The following is a 20,368-nucleotide window of genomic DNA, read 5'->3' on the forward strand; positions in this document are numbered from 1 at the left end:
GAGTTTCATTAATTCTCTCTCCAAGACCGGATTTCCCCTTTACGTCTCTTTAAGTCCATATTTCCTATCGCACTGCTTCCGCATTTCTTCTCAATTGTCATGAGGAGCTCAACCCAGGATTCTGAGAATGGAAGAAATGGAACGGGACATACCTTAGAATATGAACCCTTTACAGCTAGGATTTCCATGATGGGAGATCCGCTCATTTTCCCTTTTCTGACTTGTCGGATATGCTCAAAGTCGATCTTATGGCGTGTGATGCCGATCACCTTCAGGATGAATTGTTTCTCGGTGATAATGATCCGCTGGCTTTTAATTGCAAAATAAATAAGTGAACATACCAATATATATAGCAGGCTATGCAGCAAGAAAAAGGCCCATTGGGCAAGTGTTTCATGAAGAATAAGGCTAAAGGCGCTGCCGCCAGCCAAAAGAATAATATAAACGACGGCCATCAGCCTGATGACACCTTTGGTTTCAGGGAAATAAACTTTTACCACCCGCAATAGAGTCACACCTTTATTAAGAAGTTATCCATGGCGCCTGCAAATAAGATAGCTGAAAAAATGACCTTAGTTACTATTCTTCAAAGCAAATAGAACGTGCTAGTGGCTAAAAGGTATTTAATGTACCATAACCCATCGACAGATCTACAAACATGAATTCCAAAAAAATAATCACTAATTTTTTACATTTTATAATTATACTGAATCATAGTCTATAGAGAATATGATTCAAGGTGTGTCTAAAATGGTAACGTTAGTGGTTGAATTAATGTTCAAAAGAATAACCTGCAAATGAACTGCATGCAAAAAGAGGCTGGGACATAAGTTGAAAACTAGTCGATGTAAGTTATAATAATCGAAAATAAAACCGCCTGAAATCAAGGTTATATACTTGACTTCAGGCGGTTTTTACATTTTATTTATCTCTATTAAAACAGATTACTTTTCAGGTTATTTACCGCTTTTCCTGAACGTAGACGGATTGAAGCGGAAGGTGTGCGGCCTCCTGCGGGACTAGCGGGACAGGTGAGACCCCACAGGCAAAGCCGAGGAGGCTCACCGCCCGCCCCGCGGAGTCGTGCACCTGGAGCGGAAATCCATTCTTTTTACTCAGCCACAATCTTTGCGAAGAGAGCCTTTTAATAAGGTTTTGTCCCAGACTCTTTTCAAATATTCTTATTCAATGTGTGTCCACTTATAAGAGTAGTCAGCACCGAATGAGTGGCGATAAAGATCCTTGACATACTCTCTTTGCAGGTAAGCAGAGCCATCTTGGAACATTGGGCTGATTGCTTGTTCTTCTAAAAGGATTTGCTCAGCTTCCAACAAAGCTTCCCAACGTTTTTCTGGGTCATCCAGCAAAGTTGTTTGAGCATCTTCGATTAATTGATCGTACTTTTCATTAGAGAAGCCTGTTTGGTTATAAGAGCTTCCAGTTATGAACATATCCAGGAAAGTCATCGGGTCTGGATAGTCTGGACCCCAGCCGGCATATGAGAAGTCATAATCTCCTCTTTGCTCAACTTCAAGCTTCTGGGCAAATGGCTGTTGAGAAATTGAGATTGTCAGGCCATCAAGAGTGTTCTCAAGCTGCTCTTTCAAGTATTCACCGACTTTACGGGAATTTTCACTGTCATAGTTCAACAACTCAAGTGAAGCTGTTTCAATACCTAGTTCTTCTTTAGCAGTATTCCAAAGCTTTGCTGCTTCTTCTGGATTGAATTCACCAAGCTTTCCATTAGTGTCGCGGAAATCTTCGCCATCCGGTCCAGTTACGAAATCGTCTGGGACAAGGTAGTAGGCTGGAATGGAACCATCATTAAGAAGAACTTCTACCAGACCTTCTTTATCCCACGCCATATCGAAAGCTTTACGGGCATTTTTATTAGACAGTACCTCATTCTCCTGGTTAAGACGAAGGAAGAAAGTTGAAGTGCGAAGCTGTGTATTGAAGTTAGGATCTTCCTGATAAGTATCTACATACTGTTCAGACAATACAGCGACGTCCGTCTCATTCGTTTCGTAAAGGTTCACACGAGTTGACGTATCTTTTACAATATTGAAATTGATTTCTTCAAGTTTAACTACATCCGCTTCCCAGTAATCAGTATTCTTCTTCATTTGGAAGCTTTGTTCATGTTTCCAATCGGATAATACGAATGGACCATTATAAATCGCTGTATCCGCTTCAAGACCATACTGATCTCCTTGCTCTTCAACAAATGCCTGATTCTGAGGAAGGAATGTGGCAAATGTAAGCAACGATTTAAAGTATGGGACAATTGTTTCTAGTTCCAATTGAAGTGTCTTATCATCAAGTGCTTTGATTCCGGCTTCTTCAAGAGGAAGCTCGCCATTGTTAACTTTTTCAGCATTCTTGATGTCAAACATGATATAGGCATATTCAGATGCATTATCAGGATCTAAAGCTTTTTTCCAGGCATATTCAAAATCCTTGGCTGTCACAGGCTCGCCGTTAGACCATTTAGCATCACGTATTTTGAAAGTATAAGTTTTACCATCCTCAGAAACTTCTGGTTCTTCAGCAGCCATACCTAGAACAGGCTCGTCACCTTCACCTAAGCGGTATAGACCTTCGAAGACGTTATTCATAACGTTAAAGGAAACAGAATCTGTTCCCAGTGTGGAATCCAATGATGGGATTTCTGAACTTTCCAGCAAGTTAAGAACTTGCTCATCTTTACCGCTGCCAGTATCGGCAGTGTCATTGTCGTTGTTGTTACCGCCGCCGCATGCTGTTAGAAAAGCACTTAAAACAAGCAGGATAGACAGTAAAATTATTGACTGTTTCTTCATGTAAACGCAACCACCTATCTGTTTTATTGTATGTATCCCCTTTCTTAGGGAACAGTTTCCATGTTAATCAAAAATTTTTACAAATGCAACAATTAAATCTTATATCAAAATAGTTATTAAATTGACAAGTTTGTCAAAATGAACAATATTTTGAACATTATTAAGATTAAAAATGTTATCTTGATATAAGATTTTTAACTGTGAAAGGGTTAAGAAAAGTTTGCCCGATCATTAATTATTTATGCGAAAACATTTAAATGATCAGGTCAATACAATAGATTTTCTGAAAAAAAGAAGGATAGGTTATTCCTCTTTAACGTCAGCCTCCCTGCAGACTGAGAGACTGAGAATTAACACTTCAATAACAGAATAATTCAGTATTGTTCTAAGGTGTTAGAGAATTCAAACAGGTTGAATTATTCCAACTGTCTGCCTGAACAGCGGATTGTAAATAAACGATTTATTACCATGTAAAAAATTAAATTGAGCATTTGACTAATTGACAGATTCTTGAGATTGTTATATAGTTAATTTACAAGTTGAATAGTTTCTCCTTAAAGGGGAGTAGCTTTTACAGCAAAGTCGTCATTTCAGAGTGAAAACTCTCGGCTTTGTTGGCAGCAGAAATGTTGTTAGCAAGACCTTTACCTCGTTGGTACAGGTCTTTATTTACGTTTATAAAGCCTTTACCACATAGTTGGTAAAGGCTTTTTTTGTTGAAAAAAAGGCTTGGAGATACATTGACGATGATTGGATGAAGGGAGTGAGCTTTATGAAAAAAGGTCAACAAACAATAGAAGAGCTTGTGAAAAGGAATAAAGAAGAGCTGCTAAAAGATAAAGTGAAGATTGAAAAAATTGAATTGCGTATTGAAGAAAAGTACATGAAGAATTAAAACAATGATTTTATGGAGGCGAATGGATTGCTTTTAAGGAAATATATGTCTTTGTTGGGGATTGGTGCAGCAAAAATTGACTTGCAGCTCCCCAAAGAAGAATATTGTCCCGGCGAAGTTGTTAAGGGAGTATTTAATATTGAAGGAGGCACGGTGGACCAAAGGATAAACAGAATTGAATGTGAGTTAGTCAGGATTGACAAGCTTGCTAAAGTAGAAAGTTTGATTGATTCAGCAACCATCTTAACTTCTACTGTAATTTATGCTGAAGAGAAATCTCCGAGGAACTTCACATTTAAGATACCTGAGAATCTCTCTCCTTCAACAAAAACAAATTTTTATCAGTTTAAAACCAGGCTTTCGTTTAAGGAAGGCATTGAAAGTAAAGACCAGGATGTTATAACAATCAGTCAAATGCGCGGCTGTTAAGAAGACAGAGGAGGAGATAATAAATGGAATGGGCTTTAATAATGGAGTATTTATGGGTTTTGCTGCTGCTAATAGGAATTGAGGGTCTTCTTGCAGCAGACAATGCATTGGTGCTGGCAATAATGGTTAAACACCTGCCTGAGGAGCAGCGGAAGAAGGCATTGTTTTATGGATTAGCAGGAGCTTTTGTATTCAGATTCGGTTCCCTTTTCGCTATCAGTTTCCTCGTGAATGTGTGGCAGGTTCAAGCAATTGGGGCTCTTTATCTTCTATTTATTGCTGGTAATCATATTTTCAGGAAGCTTGTCGTTCAGAAACAGAACGACGGAGCATCAGCTAAAAAAGAAAAGAAGCCTTCAGGGTTTTGGTCAACCGTCTTTAAAGTTGAACTTGCCGACATAGCGTTTGCTGTGGATTCAATTTTGGCAGCGGTAGCCCTTGCTATTGTGCTTCCGGATACACCTCTCCCGCAGATAGGGGGCTTAGATGGCGGGAAATTCCTTGTCATCTTTGCAGGAGGGTTAATTGGTTTGATCATAATGAGATTTGCAGCTGGATTCTTCGTAAAATTGCTCCACAGGAAACCTGGGCTCGAAATTGCTGCTTTCTTGATTGTTGGATGGGTGGGCGTTAAGTTAACCGTGTACACCCTGTCACACCCTGCTTTAGGAGTGCTGAGCGAAAGTTTTGCTAAATCACCAGAATGGAAGATTACCTTTTATGCAGTACTGCTTCTCATTGCAGCGGGAGGATGGTTTCTTTCTAAAGAAAAAGAGCCGGCAGAGAATACAAGCCTGGCAAAAAACATAGAGGTTGAGAGGTAAAGTAAAAGACCGGCAGTTAAATTCGTGGTCACTGAAAAAGTCAAATAATAAGTAAAAATGCAATCGTTCACTCCAAAGGTCTTGATTTCCGTTACAGGTGTGCGACTCCGCGGGGCGGGCGGTGAGCCTCCTCGGCTTCGCCTGCGGGGTTACGTTCCAGTGGGTACGTAACCTTGGTCTCACCTGTCCCGCTAGTCCCGCAGGAGGTCGCTCACCTTCCACTCCAATCAACGAGGAGAAAAAAGCCGTCTTTCATTCCTTTAATAGGGTGAAGAGACGGCTTTTACTTACTTTATGATTCAAAATAATATTTTTGAAATCTGAAGATTTTCAGTGGCTGCCCAAATTCTGCCGGTCTTTTAGTATACTGAAAGCTAAATGCCTACAGATTTACGTAAGTCGATCTTTTTCTCATTGTCTTTTATTACCAAGATGGCTAATCTGGTTCTATCGCCGAAAGTGGTGGTCCTATCTACGAAATGAAATTTCTATCTACGCAGTAGGGCTCCTATCGACTAAACTGTCCGTTCTATTAACGAACCAGAGTAGTTGACCGGGTGTTCGCTGATTACAATCGTAAGTTAGGTGATTTTGTCTCTTACTCGGGATCGCTGACTTTAACCAGCTGCTTTCCTAGATTATTCCCTTGGAACAAGCCGAGAAATGCGTCAGGGATATTTTCAAAGCCGTCTGTGATGGTTTCTTCGTAAGAAAGTTTTCCTTCCGATAACCATTTCCCCAATTGAGAAGCACCTTCTTTAAAGCGGTCTGCATAGTCGTTGACTACATAACCTTTCATAAGGGCACTTGATTTAATGAGAATGGTCTGGACACGGTTTCCGATATCACCTTCTGTGCTGTTATAAGCTGAAATAGCACCGCAAACCGGGACACGGGCAAATTTATTGAGAAGGCTGAGTGCGGCATCGCCTATTTCACCGCCGACATTCTCAAAATATACATCGATTCCATTTGGGCAGGCTTCTTTCAATGCTTCCTTGATATTTCCACACGATTTATAGTTGATAGCTTTATCGAACCCGAGTTTTTCAGTCAAATAATTAACCTTTTCATCGGAACCTGCAATCCCTACAACATAGGCTCCTTTAATCTTGGCAATTTGTCCTGCCGCAGAACCGACTGCCCCCGCAGCCCCGGATATGACTACTGTTTCACCTTCTTTAGGCTGGCCAATATCGGTCAAGCCGAAATAGGCAGTCAGACCAGTCATTCCAAGGATGCCAAGGTAAGAGGATAACGGGGCTATTGAAGCATCCACTTTTCGAACATCATTTTCGGAAACGACACAGTATTCCTGCCAAGGGAGCATTCCAATTACATAATCTCCTTCAGAAAATCGGCTTGAAGTGGATTTAACAACCTGTGAAATAACTCCTCCCTCAATTGGTTCTCCCAATTTGAAAGGTTCAACGTACGACTTGGCATCAGACATCCTTCCTCTCATATAAGGGTCTACTGAAAGGTAGATCGTTTTCAAGAGTACTTGGTTTTCTCCAAGTACAGGGACAGGGATTTCCTCATATTGAAAGTCGTTCCTTTCCGGTTTTCCATGCGGGCGTGACGCTAAGCTGACACTTCTGCTTTTTTCGGGGATCATATTAACTCCTCCTCAATAATTAGTATCTTCATATGTAAGTTAGCATATGAAAGAGACCTTTTGAAAAGGTATTGCTCATAATCGTTAAAAATGATACCGAAAGAAGGGATTCATCTAAGAATAGTATATAAGGTTTCTTCAGGCAGCCATAGGTTCTTCCAAACCAAGGGGTGAAAATAATAAATTTCGCTAATGGAGCAAGTTGGGGGAGTGAGGCAAATAATGAATGGTAAACTTGTGGAGGCGGCAAGGGAGGAAATAGAAACAATCCGGAATCTTATGCAGTTTTACTTCTATGATTTTTCTGAGTTTAATCGTGCGGATGCTTTCAACGACGGAAGGTTTAGAGAATACCCCTGTCTGGATCATTACTGGAGAGAGGAAGGCAGATTTTCAATGATCTGAAGTATGAGAATAAGGATGCAGGATTTGTTTTCGTGAGGTACATACAAGAAGGAGATAAGAAATTCTTCACGGTTGCGGAATTTTTTTCTTGAAAAATCATCGGCGTTGATGACAGAACTCCAATTGTTCAATATGTTCAAAGGGGATTGGGAGGTTTCACAGATTAAGGGGGATCAACCGGCGAATAAATTTGGGAGGTCAGTTATTGAAACGTATAAAAAGGGGCTTGGACTAAGTTTGAAGTTGAAGGCAGGTCGATTCAGCAGTACATTTTCAGATAAAAGGAGAGAGAATTTGAAATGAAAATCATTCAGCAATGGAATCAGGAAGATAGTGACTTTATTAGAAAAAAAGTGATAGAGCATAACATGGACATTATAAGTGATGAAGTGAAAACACCGCTTGAAAATGTAAGCTATATTATCAGAAATGAGCAGGAGGAGATTATAGGAGGAATAACAGGCACCTTATTCTGGGGCCACTGTCATATCGATTTCTTGTGGGTCGCTCAAAACTGCAGGAAGCAGGGGTTTGGGAAAGAGTTGATAAGGAAGATGGAGAACCTGGCGAAAGATAAAGGGTGATACTTAATAGTGCTGGATACGTTCAGTTTTCAGGCTCCTGAATTTTACAGAAGATTGGGATATAAAGTTATTGGAAAAGTGGAAGACTTCCCCAAGGGTGAGCGGCAATTCTTTCTTGAGAAGCGGCTGGAGATGTGAATCAGAAATTCTTTAAAGGATAATTTCCTGACAATAGCATAACCTAAGGTTGTTCAGGAGGTGAATTCATGTCCGATCAAGATAGACAAAATCATAAAGATACAATCACAAACAATATTAAAGATGGAGCGGGCGCCCTATTCCATGCCACTCACAAAGCTCTGGAAGCTACTGAAAATACAGCTATGGGAGCCGTTGATGTGACATCAAAAACAATCAAGAATGTAACTGGAAACAATGATAGCCACGAATAAAAAACGCCGGGATGGCGTTTTTATTTTGTCTGGGTCAGTTTCAAAAAATCGGTGATCTGCCAGGTATGATGTTTGTCATGATCAACAAATTCATGCATCAGATATGTGAGGCTGTACCGCGTTTTGGTATTTGGACAATGAGTCAGACCGTTTAATGTAATAGGCTCATCCAGCATAATCTTAAATTTTTCAGTTTCCAGCTCTTTTATCAATTGTCCCCTTAGTAAAATGGACTGTTGAAGGAGGTCTTCAATACTGACTGTTTTTGAATACTCCTGAGATTCAGCATTGTATTCATTATGAGAAGGAAAACTCACCTCTTTTTTGGCAACAGCGGATGGCAGTACTTCTTCTAAAAGATATAGATCCCAGCGGTACATATGAGTGATGATTTGTTTGATGGACCAGCTCCCCTCAGCTATTGATATTTCAGCATGATTCTCATTTGGTGATACAACCTCTTTAAGAAAATCATTATATTCCCTCAATGATTCTGATAATGCTTCATAATTTTCCAATGTATGTTCTCCTTTATAAGGTTTTTTACTACAGCTTGAGCCAGCGGTTTTCTATGCCTTTTTCGACCCACTCCTCAATTTGGCTGTAGATAGACGGAGAAACCTCCCGGATCCATTCATTTCGTTTCAAAACCTGGTGAGAGTGGATGCCATGCTCCTTCCATGAAACGCCGGACGTGGCAATATTCAGCATCAAAGGCTGGATGTGATCAATAATGTGAGCAAAAATTGACTCTGGGGATTGGAAGTCCTCATATTCTTCCCAAATGCTTCTGTAGTCGTCTCTGATTTCTGAAGGCAGCAAGCCGTACAGCCTGTCAGCAGCAAGATTTTCCCGGTGCACTTTATCCTTGTACCCTTCTTCATCAAATGCATATGTATCTCCGGCATCTATTTCGACGATATCATGAAGCAGCAGCATTTTGACACTTTTGAATAACTCGACTTCTTCTTTAAGTTCATAAACTTCCCAGAGAGTCATGGCCATCATGGCAACATGCCAGGAATGCTCGGCAGTATTCTCGTTTCTGGTCGCATCAGAAATGTAGGTTCTTCTAATTACTCTTTTTAGCTTGTCAATTTCCAGCCAAAAATTAAAACATTGTTTCATTATCCATTCTCCTTAAGTGTCTGATCAAGTGCATATGGAAATTTTATCATAAAAAGTAAATCAAGATAACAGGGGTTATTCTTAATGAATTTTCATCATACTAAAAGAAGGGCCCAATGAGGAGACTGAATCTGGGAGCAATAGATTGAAATGGATTTGTCTTTGAAACTGAATTCAGTGTTAGTACTCAAAAGGGGCTGTCCAGGTATATAAGTATGGGACTTTTTTAGAAGAGTTCAGATTCTAGTTCATAGGTGAGTTTCCTCTACATAATCAAATTGAGGAACATGTTACCAAATACTGTTTTTCATATCAGAAAAAAATTATGACAGACAAAGAAGGGATGGATTATTATGAACTTAGAGTGGTTTGACAGAGTTAGCGGTGAACTTCAAGATCATCTTGAATCAATTTGTGAGAAATATGACCGCGTTGGTCAAATGAATATAGATCGAGGGGCTAAGCATCCCCGGATAGAATTCTATGTAGAGACGGAAGATGGAGAAAGAGACTACTTCTGTTCTTTGCTTTTCGATCCCTACAATGAGGAATTTTACATGGAATCCTATGATGTCGATTATGGACAGAGTCTGAAAATTATTCTTCCTGATATTGAAGACCTGATTGATGCCGTACATGAAAGTCTTCATGACTATTTAAATATGGAAGAATTTGATTACTGTGATAAAACCGATGAATATGATAATCATATTGATTATATTGTGGATGATGAAGATGAAGAAGGTCCTGTACATTATGTAGTTGATGACCATGATTATGATTACGAAGAGCAGGCAGAAGGAGATGATATTCTCGAAGAGGTCGATGTGGAATGGGAAACACCAGAGGTCACTGCCTTTATTCACGGTGATGAAGTGGAAGTCACGTATCAGTTTGGAATCATCAAGGAAACAGGTGATGGTGTTTTGAGAAGATTGAATAGAATCCTGACAGAGGACGACCAACTGATAAAGGATGAATCTCATTTCATTTTCAGTAAGGAAGAAGCAAATACCATTATAGCAATGATCGCCAGCCACAGCGATAAGCTGCGGGAATTCAACTTTGAATAATTGAAACTGTTTCCTTGGTGCAGGGAATTATAAATTGTAATTAGCGACGAAGAGAGTTGTCATCTTTTCATCTAACACACTCGTAAATTATAACAGCTTATCCGGTTTACTATAGAGGCACAGACCTTTAAAGAACATATGTAAACGCACTTGAATTCACTTTAGAATTCACAGTGCGTTTGTTATTTACTGATCAACTTTTCGCAAATTCTTATCGCTTTTTTGATTCCACATAGCCCAAGTCACGGACGTTAAATAATTAGTTGAGAGTGTGTGGGGGAGGGACACCAGGAAGCCTTTTTCCCCTTTTAATGGCACTCACGACTTCCACGAGTGCCACCAGGAAACCTTTTTTCCTTTTAGTGGCACTCACGACTTCCATGAGTGCCACCAGGAAACCTTTTTCCTTTTAGTGGCACTCACGACTTCCACGAGTACCACCAGGAAGCCTTTTTCCCCTTTTAATGGCACTCACGACTTCCACGAGTGCCACCAGAAAGGCTTTTTCCTTTTAATGGCACTCACCACTCCCACGAGTGCCACCAGAAAGGCTTTTTCCTTTTAGTGGCACTTACCACTCCCACGAGGGCCACCAGAAAGGTTTTTTCCTTTTAAGTTGGCACTCACGACTTCCATGAGTGCCACCAGAAAGGCTTTTTCCTTTTTAGTGGCACTCAAAGCAGATGGAATTAGAAATAAATGCCGTTGGTTTAGTGGTGCAATTTGATCGCCCGCTTCCAGCTTTCATTAAAGAAAAAAGTAGTGTCTGATCAGAACATAATCTGAACCGGACACTACTGCTTAAGTGAGTAATTCGACAAGCGAAGCTCATCTGTTTCTCAAGCTTCTACTCTATTGATAAAATGCCGCTTTCACCTTGAATGACCTGTCCTTGTTTCTTGACAGACAATTTTGTCAGGTTTGTAAAAAGAACCGGTGTAACAATGGAGGTAGCTGATTTTTCGATGAAGTCTAGATCGAATTTCAGATAATTGTAATTTATCACCCTTAATTAAGCAACCTATTATATATAATATATGGAGACTCAAAGCAGTCCAAGAAAATAAGATTTATAGTAAACTTTAGTTAAGAAGGATAGGAGTGTGTTTTATGAAATCTTTGCACTTTACCATGAGGCAAGTGCTGGCTATTATAGTGGTTACATTATCAGGAGTTTTGCTTTCTGTCAGTCTGGGCATTCCTCTTTTCTTCGGGTTCCTGCCTGGTTATAGCACCCTGGCAATACTGGTTGTTCTAAAAGGGGCGCCTGTTAAGCAAGTGCTTAGCATATCTTGGAACGGAGTCAAGAAGACAAGAGGGGTTATTTATATCCTGCTTCTCGTCAGCTTTCTTCTTCCATCATGGTATATTTCCGGTGCGATTCAACAGCTTGTCTCCTTGGCTCTTTATTTAATCACACCGGAACATTTTTATTTTCTTTCTTTCCTGATTTCTCTGGTTTTTTCAATGATTCTTGGCACTTCGGTAGGAACGTTAAGTGCTGTCGGCATCCCTATCATGAGCAGTGCGCTTACGCTTGATCTTGCACCTGCCATAACTGCGGGTGCGCTGGTTTCAGGTGCATTTGTAGGAGACAGGACTTCTCCATTTTCAAGCTCTCATCAGCTTCTTTCACATACAGTGGAAGTCGGGGCAGGTAAGCAATTTGTTAAATTCCTTCCTACTACGATAGCTGCCATAACCATTTGCGCAGTTTTTTATATGGTGATGGATTCGGAAAGGCATTACGGGACAACTGTTTTTATCAATGAGGTGTTCGACCGGGAAACTATTTCAATGATCAAATTTCTTCCCCCTTTTATCCTGCTCGCTTTTGTAGTGCTGAGGGTCAACATTCTGTATGCGTTCATAGGCAGTGTACTAACGGCCAGTTTCATTGCTTTGTTGGACGGGATAAGGATCGGCTCAATCCTGAAAGCACTTTGGTTTGGAGCCGATGAGATTGGAGGGGGACTCTCCAGTATGTATTTCCTGCTGTTATTTTTAGCATTGGCTGGTGCGTATAATGGAATAATGGAAGGATACCGGATCATTCAGCCGCTCCTTGACCGATGGCTGAGAGAATCAAAGGGACTCTTCTATGATTCCTTCAAAACAATATTGGCTACATTAGTTATTTCATTGATTTCGGCAAACCAGACTCTGCCTATCATTTTAACCGGCCGGTCTTTCCTGAGCCATTGGGGCAACAGGTATAATAAGTCGGAATTAGCAAGAGTCATGGGGGATTCCACAATGCTGTTTCCGGGGATGATTCCCTGGAGTGTACTCGCTATCATGTGCAGCACGATCTTAGGAGTGCCAATCCTTTCATATCTTCCGTATGCTGTGTTTTTGTGGATTTTGCCTATATTGACCATGCTGCTTTCCATCTTCAAGCAAAGCAGGACTGTCAATAAACTCGAAGCGGAATCTTCAAATTAAACTAATTCCTGGTGCTGTCCTTCAAACGAAATAATGCGTTTGAACCTTGACACGAAAGCATTATAGGTATCTTTTTTGAGGGTGTTAGGTTATTATAAAATGGTAAACGCTGCAGAAGGGAGTAAGACTATATGCACTTGAACAAAGAATTGCATGAGTTTTTCTTGAATCGTACAAAAGAAATGAGTGAAGAATGGTATCAAACCATTAATAAAAAAGAATCCTCTGGTATTTATGTTACCACCGACCAGGACTCTGTTAAAAAATTGAAGGAGCAAAATTATGAGTTCTACTTACATATGGCAAACCTCTTTCTTGAAGAAAGAGACGCGTTCTTTGATGAATTTAATAAGTGGATACATAAAATAGCAAATGATTCTGCGCACATAGATACACCGATTCATTATGTAATCAGAGAATTCTTAAGAGTGAGAGATCAATACTTCTCATATATCAACAGATTTGCAAAAGAAAACGACAAAGAAATTGAACAACAGAGAATTGATCAATGGAAAGATCTTATCCAAGACGTATTTGATTATGTCGTTCTTCAATTTGTCGAAGGCACTCATAACGCTTCCTTGAAACAACTAAAAGCTCAGCAGGAAATGATTAATGAGCTTAGTTCACCTATTATCTCAATCAGCTCCGATACTGCCTTGCTTCCGCTTGTGGGAGACATTGATACAGCCAGAGCCAAAGTGATATTGGAAAATACGCTTCAGCAATGCACAGCAAAGGAAGTCGATCAACTTTTTATTGATCTTTCAGGTGTCGTCATAATAGATACGATGGTAGCACATGAAATTTTCCAGCTGATAGATGCACTTAACCTGATCGGTGTCAAAACGACCCTTTCCGGAATCCGGCCAGAGATAGCTGTAACAGCTGTCCAGCTGGGCATTCCTCTGGACAGGATTTCAATTGAATCCACACTTTCGAATTCAATAGCTAAGCACGTGGTTTCTCTATCCAAGAAATAAAAAACAGCCCCGAACAAAAAGTTTTACTTGTTCCGGGCTGTTTTCTTTGTAATTCAAAAAGGAAGTGTCATCTGTTTAATCATTGGAGGGAGGCTCTTAACTCAATCCAAGTATTCTTTTGGGTTATCTCGTTTAGACTGCCTCAACATGAATCTGATTTTTTAACTTTGGCTCTTTTCGTAAACTTTGTTGCTGTTTTATATTAACTTCTTAAGGTAACGGCATTATATTCTGCTAAGTCAAATGAAATGAGCTGCTCCTCGCTTAGAGTGAATAACTCTTAGTGTCAGGAGGGTGATACTGCCGAATGAAAAATTGATGCGAAAACAGTTTTTTTAATAGGATTTTTCTAATTAATTGCAGATTTAGAATTCAATTTCACCCCCCTTTTTTCGTAGGAGGATTGAAGCGGAAGGCGTATGATCTCCTGCGGTACTAGCGGGACAGGTGAGACCAAGGTTACGTACCCACTGGAACGTAACCCCGCAGACGAATCCAGCTCCAGCGGCCAGCACCTAGCGGATTTCGGTCTCCTTCCTTGCGATAAGTCATCATCAACTCACGTTGTTCGTTGTGATTCCTTTATCTCATGCAGGAGCCCTACAATCCGTACGGTGCTGAACGGCCGCTTCCGCTTTATATGAAGGCCGAGGAGGCTCACCGCCCGCCCCGCGGAGTCGTCCGCCTGGAGCGGAAATCCATTTCGTTTAATTCAGCCACAATCTTTGCGAAAACAGCCTTAACTTTTGAGCACCGCTTACACTGTAGTGTTACATCATTAAAATGTTGAGAATTCAGCATTCCTTTAGTACAATCTACGAATAGAGAATGCGAAGAGTGGTGTTCAAATGAAGAAAATCATAGTAATTGGCGGAGGAATTCTTGGCGCATCAGCAGCCTATCATCTGGCAAAACAAGGAGCAGAAGTTCTCATAATGGACAAAGGGCACAGAGGTCAGGCTACAGATGCTGCTGCCGGAATAGTTTGTCCTTGGCTGTCACAAAGGCGTAATAAAGCTTGGTACAGACTTGTCAAAGGAGGTGCCCGTTATTATCCTGATCTTATTAAACAGCTTGAAGAGGATGGAGAGACGGATACCGGGTATAAACAGGTTGGGGCTTTAAGCCTTCATCAAGATAGAGCTAAATTAGTTAAGATGGCTGAACGAGCCATAAAGAGGCGTGAAGATGCTCCGGAAATTGGAGAAGTTCGTGTCCTGTCCGAGGCAGAGACTCAAAAGCTGTTCCCCATTCTATCCGAAGAGTACGGTTCCGTGTATGTGAGCGGAGGTGCACGAGTCAATGGCAGGGCACTCCGAAATGCGTTACTGAGCGGAGCGGAAAAGCATGGAGCCCGCCTGCTGCATGGCCAGGCTTCCCTCCTTTTTGAAGGTGAAAAGGTCTATGGTGCCGCACTTGAGGGTGAACGTTATCTGGCGGATGAAGTCATCCTTACAGGAGGGGCTTGGAGTGCCGACCTTCTAAAACCTTTGGAGCTGAAGCTGAATGTGACGTTTCAAAAAGCACAGATTGTACATTTGCGAATGAGCGGAGTCCAGACAGAAGACTGGCCGGTTGTCATGCCGCCAAACAATCAATACTTGCTTAGTTTTGAGGATGGAAGAATTGTAGCTGGAGCCACACACGAAGATGATACCGGCTATGACGTTCGTCCAACTGCTGGAGGAATTCATGAAATATTGGACAAAGCCATTAAGGTTGCACCTGAAATCTTTAATGGCGAAATAATTGAAACAAGAGTTGGTTTCCGGCCATTTACACCAGGATTCCTTCCCATAATCGGAAGGCCGGCCGGACTTGAAGGCATCTTGATTGCCAATGGACTTGGAGCTTCAGGGTTGACAAGCGGACCGTACCTGGGTGCAGAGCTGGCCAGACTGGCATTGGACATGGAGACGGAATTGGATTTAAAAGATTATCCCGTTCATGGTGCCATGACTGATTAACAATTTTACTACTAAGGCGGGTGAAATCACTTATGGTTTCACCCCTTTTTTATCAAGTTGAAATGAACTATTGCACATAAAAAGGGAGATTTTGATTTAAACTAAGAGAAATATTGATATGGCAGGTTTTGTAATGAGTATGATTATCTTATTTATATATATTCTAGCAGGAATTAAATTCGGTGAATGGTCCGAGTTTGAAAAGTATTATCCTACTTTGCTTTATTTAATCATAGGTGATTTGCTGGCACAGTTTCTCTTATATGAACACTCTCTATGGATGTTTCACCCCATTGATCCCATCGGTAAATTCTTTCATTTGAATCATACTTTTATTGCTTTATTAAAGATGGCGGTACATTACACTGTGACAATCGCCATTTTTATTGGAAGGCTGCCAAAAGGTTTAGGCGGGCAGGTTTTCAGTGTGCTGATGTGGACAGCGATTTATGGAGTGAATGAATTCATAACTAATTTTTTCGGCGGCTTAACTTACCATAGAGGCTGGCATTTTGGTTGGGATATAGCCTTCAATTTAATCATGTTTACAATGCTGATCATACATTACAAAAGGCCTTTGGCTGCTTGGATTCTGACTGGCCCGATTATCATTACACTCTGGATGATTTTTGATATCCCTTTAAGTGTGCTGAAGGAATAAGGAGAGATGGTATCCACTTTTCTTCAATAGGATGTCTGCCTAGAGATTAAGGCATCCAGCCCAATACAATTATTAAGGTACTATTTCGCCAAAATAATGGTTTAGTTTAATGCAATCACATTATCAATGTTATAGGAATGCAAAGCGGTCAGTGGCGAAAATGCCTCTGACCGTTTTGCTTTTAGAAGGCTCAGTTTGTAAACTAAATATAATTTCGCTCGATAACGCCAAAAGTTTTTAAGAAAAATCCAGGTATGAATGAGTGAAAAGAGCTGATCCACCCCTTTTGAGCTTTTTAGTTCTGTACTTTAAATCAGAACCAATTCTGGACAGCTAAGCGTTATGTACTTTTCAACCTGACGAGTTAAATTTGTTCAAGATTAATTTTCAGTCAGACATTTAGTGAATGTTTTTTTGAGTAAGAGGATCGTTTATCTTTTCCCATAAAGGGGCAGGGACAGAAATTATCTCTTGGTATGCGGGGGATTCATCATAGGACCTGAAAGAATAAATCATCTTTTCTTGTGATGATATCGTCAGCTGCAAAATGAATTCATTTTGTTCTCCTTTCGTTTCCAATTTTATGAAGTAAGGGGATAGGTCCAGTTCATATGAATGATAGACGTTCTCCAAAAGTTTTTTCATTGTATGCTTCGTTTTTTCATGACTTGTTATAGCTTCAGAAATATCTGAGAAAGGAATTTTCTCACTTGTATGTTCGTGGATTGCGTCCGCTATATCATAAGTCAGGTTTTTAGAAAACGCTTTGATTCTTTCAATGAATTGATTCATGAAACTCCTCCTTTTTTTATAAAATGCCCTCTGCAGGGAAATTCATTCAAAGTCCAAAAATAATGGTGAGAGAATGATGTTTACCACAAAAGTCAAAGGGAATGGTTAAGATATATTTCAAAACTATGGAGGGACAATATTATGGCAGATAAAAAAAGACCAGAATCAGTACCAGGCCAGGAACAAAGTCATCAGCCTGGAATTGAATCCGAGATGGACCCAAGGCCTGATTTTACAAGCAACCTGGCTGGTGTATCTAAGAGACTTGATGGGAAAACAGCGATGATAACAGGCGGTGATAGCGGGATCGGCAGAGCAGTTGCTGTCGCTTATGCTAAAGAAGGTGCAGATGTAGCAATAGTTTACTTAGAAGAAGACAGTGATGCAAAAGAAACGAAAGAGTATGTTGAAAAAGAAGGAGCCAAGTGTCTGTTGATTCCGGGAGATGTGGGTGACGAAGAGTTCTGCCAGCAAGCAATTCAAAAGACAATTGATGAATATGGCAAATTGGATATTCTGGTTAATAATGCCGGAGAGCAGCACCCGCAGGATTCAATTGAAGACATTACAAAAGAACAATTGACAAAAACGTTCAGTACCAATATCTTCTCGATGTTCTATCTGACGAAGGAAGCTCTGAAACATATGGGAGAAGGAGCTTCGATTATCAACACTTCTTCCATAACTGCCTATCAAGGGATGCCGCAGCTTATAGACTATTCGGCAACCAAAGGCGCGATCACCACATTTACAAGATCTCTTTCGCAGTCATTGATTGACCGGAAAATCAGAGTGAATGCAGTTGCTCCAGGACCGATTTGGACACCTCTCATCCCATCGACATTTTCCAAAGAAACAGTTGATGGATTTGGCGGCGACGCTGTACCTGTGCCGATGAAAAGACCTGGACAGCCTGCTGAGCTTGCCGGCAGCTACGTCTTCCTTGCCAGTGAGGATGCTTCCTATATTACCGGACAGATGATCCATGTAAACGGAGGCACCATTGTCAACGGATAATAATCAAGGCTCTCTCTTTATAAGTGGTTTACTTTAGAGAGACATACATTCAAAATACAAATAAAACGCACTGTGTATTCTCTTTAGAATTCACAGTGCGTTTTTTTTTAAAACAAGGCTGTTTTCTCATAAATTGTTGCTTACCTGTACTGAAATCACATAAAAATTATTGCATCTCAGGGCATTACCTACTAAGAAGTGCAGGCGTGTTTTGGAGTTGAATTGACTTGCGATTGTCCGTTGTGGACCACAGTTGTCACCTGTTCGCTCTATAGGAAAGCTTTTCTAGTGTTTGAATACTCATTTCAATGGAAAAATATAAATCAAGATACTAAAAAAAATTTCGTCTTTTGAAGGAAATTAGGAGGAGTGCCGATGTTCATTGTACCGCTGCTTGCAGGTTTGGCTCTATTGATTTTTGCATTTGCGGGGCTGAAAGACAAGGATGCAGATAATGTACAGAACAAGATCGTTAAAATAGGGTTTATTCTGCTAGGATTGTTTCTTGTATATGTTGGTATAATTGATAGTATATCTCTATTTGCCGATCCCTCCGGCTATCTTGAACAAAGAAGGTGAGTAAAAGAAATTGACACAAAAATTGTACTACAATGACCCATACGTTCGTGAGTTTAAAACAAAATTGATTGCACAGGAAAAAAGCGAGAATGGAAGATGGTTCGCGATTTTGGAAGAAACTGCTTTTTACCCTGAGGGAGGGGGGCAGCCTTCGGATACCGGGATGCTGAATGATAACTTTGTGGTGGATGTCCAGGAAACAGAAGGCATTATTAGGCACTATATGGACAGGCAGCTTGATTCCGATTATGAAATAAATGGACGGATTGATTGGAACAGGCGATTTGACCATATGCAGCAGCACTGCGGCCAGCATATTCTCTCAGCGGCATTTTTTGAAGAGGCAGGGTATGAGACTGTGAGCTTCCACCTGGGACAAGACATTTGCTCAATCGACTTAAACAGTAAGGAGCTATCAAAAGAAGAGTGCATGTCTGCTGAAGCTGCGGCTAATCAGAAGATTCTTGAAAATATTCCTGTATACACCAAATGGATTTCTAAAGACGAACTACATAAATACCCCCTTCGAAAAACGCCTTCGGTGGAAAAAGACATCAGGCTCGTTATCATTCCTGAGTATGATTATAATGGCTGCGGGGGAACACATCCTGAAAGTACAGGGCAGGTAGGGATGATCAAGGTTCTGAATTGGGAAAAACAGAGGGAACATATGAGGGTGACATTTGTCTGCGGCCAGCGTGTTTCCACCCAGCTTCATAAGAAAAATGAAGTCTTAAAGGAACTTACAGGGGTGTTGAATTCACCTCCTTCCCAAATGGTCCAGGCGATCCGTACTTTAATCAAAAATGGGAATAGAAACGAAAAACTACTGGAAGAAGCAAGGCAGAAAAACCTTGATTACGAAGCTGAAAGTCTAATTCTTGCATACTATGATATAAGCGGGATTAAAGTAGCAGCACATGTGTTTAGTAAAAGGTCCATGGCAGATCTGCAAAGTCTGGCCAGAAGGATGCTGCAGGAAAATGATGTTGTCGTTTTGCTGGTGAGCGAAAATGAAGATAAGCTCCAATTTGTTTTTGGATCCGGATCAGCTTGCGGCAAGGATATGAAAAAGCTCATAGAATATGCTGTCAACTTGACAGGTGGTAAAGGCGGAGGAAGACCTTCTTTGGCTCAAGGAGGGGGACATGCAGTATTGAGCGGGGAAGAACTGATGGAGCTGTTACTTGAAAACATAAAGAGCGGGCAATGAGTGGAGGATTGGCAGGTGCAGTTTAAACTGTATTTACTGCAATGGCAGCAATAATGATTATAGCCCCATCTTTTTTTGGGGATTCATATAAAAATGAATTGAGGCTGGGACAAAACCCTATAAAAAGCTCTTTTCAAAAGAATGTGTCTGAGTATAAAGAAAGGATTTCCGCTCCAGGTGCACGACTCCGCGGGGCGGGCGCTGAGCCTCCTCGGCTTCATAAAAAGCGGAAGCGGCCGTTCAGCACCGTACGGATTGTAGGGCTCCTGCATGAGATAAAGGAATCACGAAGAGCGAAAGCGATTCGATGATGACTTATCGCAAGGAAGGAGACCGAAATCCGCTAGGTGCTGGCCGCTGGAGCTAGATTTGCCTGCGGGGTTACGTTCCAGTGGGTACGTAACCTTGGTCTCACCTGTCATCAAAAGTGGAAGCGCCTTGGTCAGCCCCGACAGGCAAATGTTCCTCAGAAGAAAAAAGGCGGTCTTTCCTTTTATTCTCTGAGGGTTGTTTGACCCGAGGGGCTAGGCGCTGGAACTAG

The 20,368-nt window shown here is 40.9% G+C and carries 20 protein-coding genes and 1 pseudogene; 14 read left to right on the forward strand and 7 right to left on the reverse strand.

The genetic code is table 11. The annotated features are described in order from the left end of the window. Positions 1-8: 8 nt before the first annotated feature. Positions 9-506 (reverse strand): hypothetical protein, encoded by a 498-nt coding sequence (locus B9Z54_RS19840; RefSeq protein ID WP_113930099.1) that lies wholly within the window; start codon positions 504-506, stop codon positions 9-11. Positions 507-1,181: 675 nt separating this feature from the next. Beyond that, positions 1,182-2,822 carry a peptide ABC transporter substrate-binding protein gene (locus tag B9Z54_RS19845; RefSeq protein ID WP_113930100.1) on the reverse strand — a complete coding sequence of 547 codons (1,641 nt, stop codon included), beginning with the start codon at positions 2,820-2,822 and terminating at the stop codon, positions 1,182-1,184. 772 nt (positions 2,823-3,594) lie between these two features. Between B9Z54_RS19845 and B9Z54_RS19850 the strand changes: the two genes are divergently transcribed. The 3 genes from B9Z54_RS19850 to B9Z54_RS19860 are packed head-to-tail and all read left to right on the forward strand — an operon-like array spanning position 3,595 to position 4,970. Continuing rightward, positions 3,595-3,717 (forward strand): FbpB family small basic protein, encoded by a 123-nt coding sequence (locus B9Z54_RS19850; RefSeq protein ID WP_113930101.1) that lies wholly within the window; start codon positions 3,595-3,597, stop codon positions 3,715-3,717. 27 nt (positions 3,718-3,744) lie between these two features. Next, positions 3,745-4,146 carry a sporulation protein gene (locus B9Z54_RS19855; protein ID WP_113930102.1) on the forward strand — a complete coding sequence of 134 codons (402 nt, stop codon included), beginning with the start codon at positions 3,745-3,747 and terminating at the stop codon, positions 4,144-4,146. A gap of 23 nt (positions 4,147-4,169) precedes the next feature. Then, the gene (locus B9Z54_RS19860; protein ID WP_113930103.1) at positions 4,170-4,970 is read left to right on the forward strand and encodes a TerC family protein; all 801 of its coding nucleotides are present in this window, start codon (positions 4,170-4,172) and stop codon (positions 4,968-4,970) included. 598 nt (positions 4,971-5,568) lie between these two features. Here B9Z54_RS19860 and B9Z54_RS19865 read toward each other — a convergent pair. Next, the gene (locus tag B9Z54_RS19865) at positions 5,569-6,585 is read right to left on the reverse strand and encodes an NADP-dependent oxidoreductase (protein WP_397541226.1); all 1,017 of its coding nucleotides are present in this window, start codon (positions 6,583-6,585) and stop codon (positions 5,569-5,571) included. 225 nt (positions 6,586-6,810) lie between these two features. On the opposite strand from B9Z54_RS19865, the gene B9Z54_RS19870 reads away from it, so the two are divergent. From B9Z54_RS19870 to B9Z54_RS19885, 3 genes and pseudogenes are all read left to right on the forward strand, one after another. After that, entirely contained in the window at positions 6,811-6,993 is a 183-nt protein-coding gene (locus B9Z54_RS19870) for a hypothetical protein (RefSeq protein WP_113930105.1), read from the forward strand. 299 nt (positions 6,994-7,292) lie between these two features. Next, positions 7,293-7,715, forward strand: a pseudogene (locus B9Z54_RS19880) (GNAT family N-acetyltransferase). Positions 7,716-7,783: 68 nt separating this feature from the next. After that, positions 7,784-7,969, forward strand: coding sequence for a hypothetical protein (locus B9Z54_RS19885; RefSeq protein WP_113930107.1), 186 nt, complete (start codon positions 7,784-7,786; stop codon positions 7,967-7,969). A 20-nt stretch (positions 7,970-7,989) separates the two neighbouring features. Here the strand turns inward: B9Z54_RS19885 and B9Z54_RS19890 are convergent, their stop codons facing one another. Further along, on the reverse strand, positions 7,990-8,487 hold the full coding sequence (locus B9Z54_RS19890) for a DinB family protein (RefSeq protein ID WP_113930108.1): 498 nt from the start codon (positions 8,485-8,487) through the stop codon (positions 7,990-7,992). 28 nt (positions 8,488-8,515) lie between these two features. Further along, positions 8,516-9,097: an HD domain-containing protein gene (locus B9Z54_RS19895; RefSeq protein WP_113930109.1), complete on the reverse strand. Its 582-nt coding sequence runs from the start codon at positions 9,095-9,097 to the stop codon at positions 8,516-8,518. Between the two features lie 353 nt (positions 9,098-9,450). Here B9Z54_RS19895 and B9Z54_RS19900 point away from each other — a divergent pair, with 353 nt between their 5' ends. After that, positions 9,451-10,170 (forward strand): hypothetical protein, encoded by a 720-nt coding sequence (locus B9Z54_RS19900; protein ID WP_113930110.1) that lies wholly within the window; start codon positions 9,451-9,453, stop codon positions 10,168-10,170. A gap of 847 nt (positions 10,171-11,017) precedes the next feature. On the opposite strand, the gene B9Z54_RS25020 is transcribed toward B9Z54_RS19900, so the two are convergent. Next, entirely contained in the window at positions 11,018-11,176 is a 159-nt protein-coding gene (locus B9Z54_RS25020; RefSeq protein WP_162785301.1) for a PTS sugar transporter subunit IIA, read from the reverse strand. 104 nt (positions 11,177-11,280) lie between these two features. On the opposite strand from B9Z54_RS25020, the gene B9Z54_RS19905 reads away from it, so the two are divergent. The 4 genes from B9Z54_RS19905 (at position 11,281) to B9Z54_RS19920 (ending at position 16,226) form a co-directional block, all read left to right on the forward strand. Next, on the forward strand, positions 11,281-12,615 hold the full coding sequence (locus tag B9Z54_RS19905; protein ID WP_113930111.1) for a Na+/H+ antiporter NhaC family protein: 1,335 nt from the start codon (positions 11,281-11,283) through the stop codon (positions 12,613-12,615). Positions 12,616-12,746: 131 nt separating this feature from the next. Next, positions 12,747-13,598 carry an STAS domain-containing protein gene (locus B9Z54_RS19910; protein ID WP_113930112.1) on the forward strand — a complete coding sequence of 284 codons (852 nt, stop codon included), beginning with the start codon at positions 12,747-12,749 and terminating at the stop codon, positions 13,596-13,598. 848 nt (positions 13,599-14,446) lie between these two features. Continuing rightward, complete coding sequence (locus B9Z54_RS19915; protein WP_113930113.1) at positions 14,447-15,565, forward strand: NAD(P)/FAD-dependent oxidoreductase; 1,119 nt, start codon at positions 14,447-14,449, stop codon at positions 15,563-15,565. Positions 15,566-15,683: 118 nt separating this feature from the next. After that, entirely contained in the window at positions 15,684-16,226 is a 543-nt protein-coding gene (locus tag B9Z54_RS19920; protein ID WP_113930114.1) for a hypothetical protein, read from the forward strand. Between the two features lie 399 nt (positions 16,227-16,625). On the opposite strand, the gene B9Z54_RS19925 is transcribed toward B9Z54_RS19920, so the two are convergent. Further along, positions 16,626-17,018 (reverse strand): hypothetical protein, encoded by a 393-nt coding sequence (locus B9Z54_RS19925; RefSeq protein WP_113930115.1) that lies wholly within the window; start codon positions 17,016-17,018, stop codon positions 16,626-16,628. Between the two features lie 141 nt (positions 17,019-17,159). On the opposite strand from B9Z54_RS19925, the gene B9Z54_RS19930 reads away from it, so the two are divergent. From B9Z54_RS19930 to B9Z54_RS19940, 3 genes are all read left to right on the forward strand, one after another. Continuing rightward, the gene (locus B9Z54_RS19930; RefSeq protein ID WP_113930116.1) at positions 17,160-18,035 is read left to right on the forward strand and encodes an SDR family oxidoreductase; all 876 of its coding nucleotides are present in this window, start codon (positions 17,160-17,162) and stop codon (positions 18,033-18,035) included. 375 nt (positions 18,036-18,410) lie between these two features. After that, positions 18,411-18,614: a hypothetical protein gene (locus B9Z54_RS19935; RefSeq protein WP_113930117.1), complete on the forward strand. Its 204-nt coding sequence runs from the start codon at positions 18,411-18,413 to the stop codon at positions 18,612-18,614. Between the two features lie 10 nt (positions 18,615-18,624). Next, positions 18,625-19,827, forward strand: coding sequence for an alanyl-tRNA editing protein (locus B9Z54_RS19940; RefSeq protein ID WP_113930118.1), 1,203 nt, complete (start codon positions 18,625-18,627; stop codon positions 19,825-19,827). Positions 19,828-20,368 lie beyond the last annotated feature (541 nt).

The sequence above is a fragment of the Bacillus sp. P14.5 genome (genome assembly GCF_003316765.1).
GTDB lineage: Bacteria > Bacillota > Bacilli > Bacillales > Bacillaceae_B > Rossellomorea.

Bases quoted from the DNA above. Each gene is read 5' to 3' on its own strand.
- B9Z54_RS19850 (WP_113930101.1), top strand. From the start codon at position 3,595: ATGAAAAAAGGTCAACAAACAATAGAAGAGCTTGTGAAAAGGAATAAA.
- B9Z54_RS19920 (WP_113930114.1), top strand. From the start codon at position 15,684: ATGGCAGGTTTTGTAATGAGTATGATTATCTTATTTATATATATTCTA.
- B9Z54_RS19925 (WP_113930115.1), bottom strand. From the start codon at position 17,018: ATGAATCAATTCATTGAAAGAATCAAAGCGTTTTCTAAAAACCTGACT.
- B9Z54_RS19870 (WP_113930105.1), top strand. From the start codon at position 6,811: ATGAATGGTAAACTTGTGGAGGCGGCAAGGGAGGAAATAGAAACAATC.
- B9Z54_RS19905 (WP_113930111.1), top strand. From the start codon at position 11,281: ATGAAATCTTTGCACTTTACCATGAGGCAAGTGCTGGCTATTATAGTG.
- B9Z54_RS19845 (WP_113930100.1), bottom strand. From the start codon at position 2,822: ATGAAGAAACAGTCAATAATTTTACTGTCTATCCTGCTTGTTTTAAGT.
- B9Z54_RS19885 (WP_113930107.1), top strand. From the start codon at position 7,784: ATGTCCGATCAAGATAGACAAAATCATAAAGATACAATCACAAACAAT.
- B9Z54_RS19910 (WP_113930112.1), top strand. From the start codon at position 12,747: ATGCACTTGAACAAAGAATTGCATGAGTTTTTCTTGAATCGTACAAAA.
- B9Z54_RS19930 (WP_113930116.1), top strand. From the start codon at position 17,160: ATGGCAGATAAAAAAAGACCAGAATCAGTACCAGGCCAGGAACAAAGT.
- B9Z54_RS19860 (WP_113930103.1), top strand. From the start codon at position 4,170: ATGGAATGGGCTTTAATAATGGAGTATTTATGGGTTTTGCTGCTGCTA.
- B9Z54_RS19915 (WP_113930113.1), top strand. From the start codon at position 14,447: ATGAAGAAAATCATAGTAATTGGCGGAGGAATTCTTGGCGCATCAGCA.
- B9Z54_RS19900 (WP_113930110.1), top strand. From the start codon at position 9,451: ATGAACTTAGAGTGGTTTGACAGAGTTAGCGGTGAACTTCAAGATCAT.
- B9Z54_RS19935 (WP_113930117.1), top strand. From the start codon at position 18,411: ATGTTCATTGTACCGCTGCTTGCAGGTTTGGCTCTATTGATTTTTGCA.
- B9Z54_RS19895 (WP_113930109.1), bottom strand. From the start codon at position 9,097: ATGAAACAATGTTTTAATTTTTGGCTGGAAATTGACAAGCTAAAAAGA.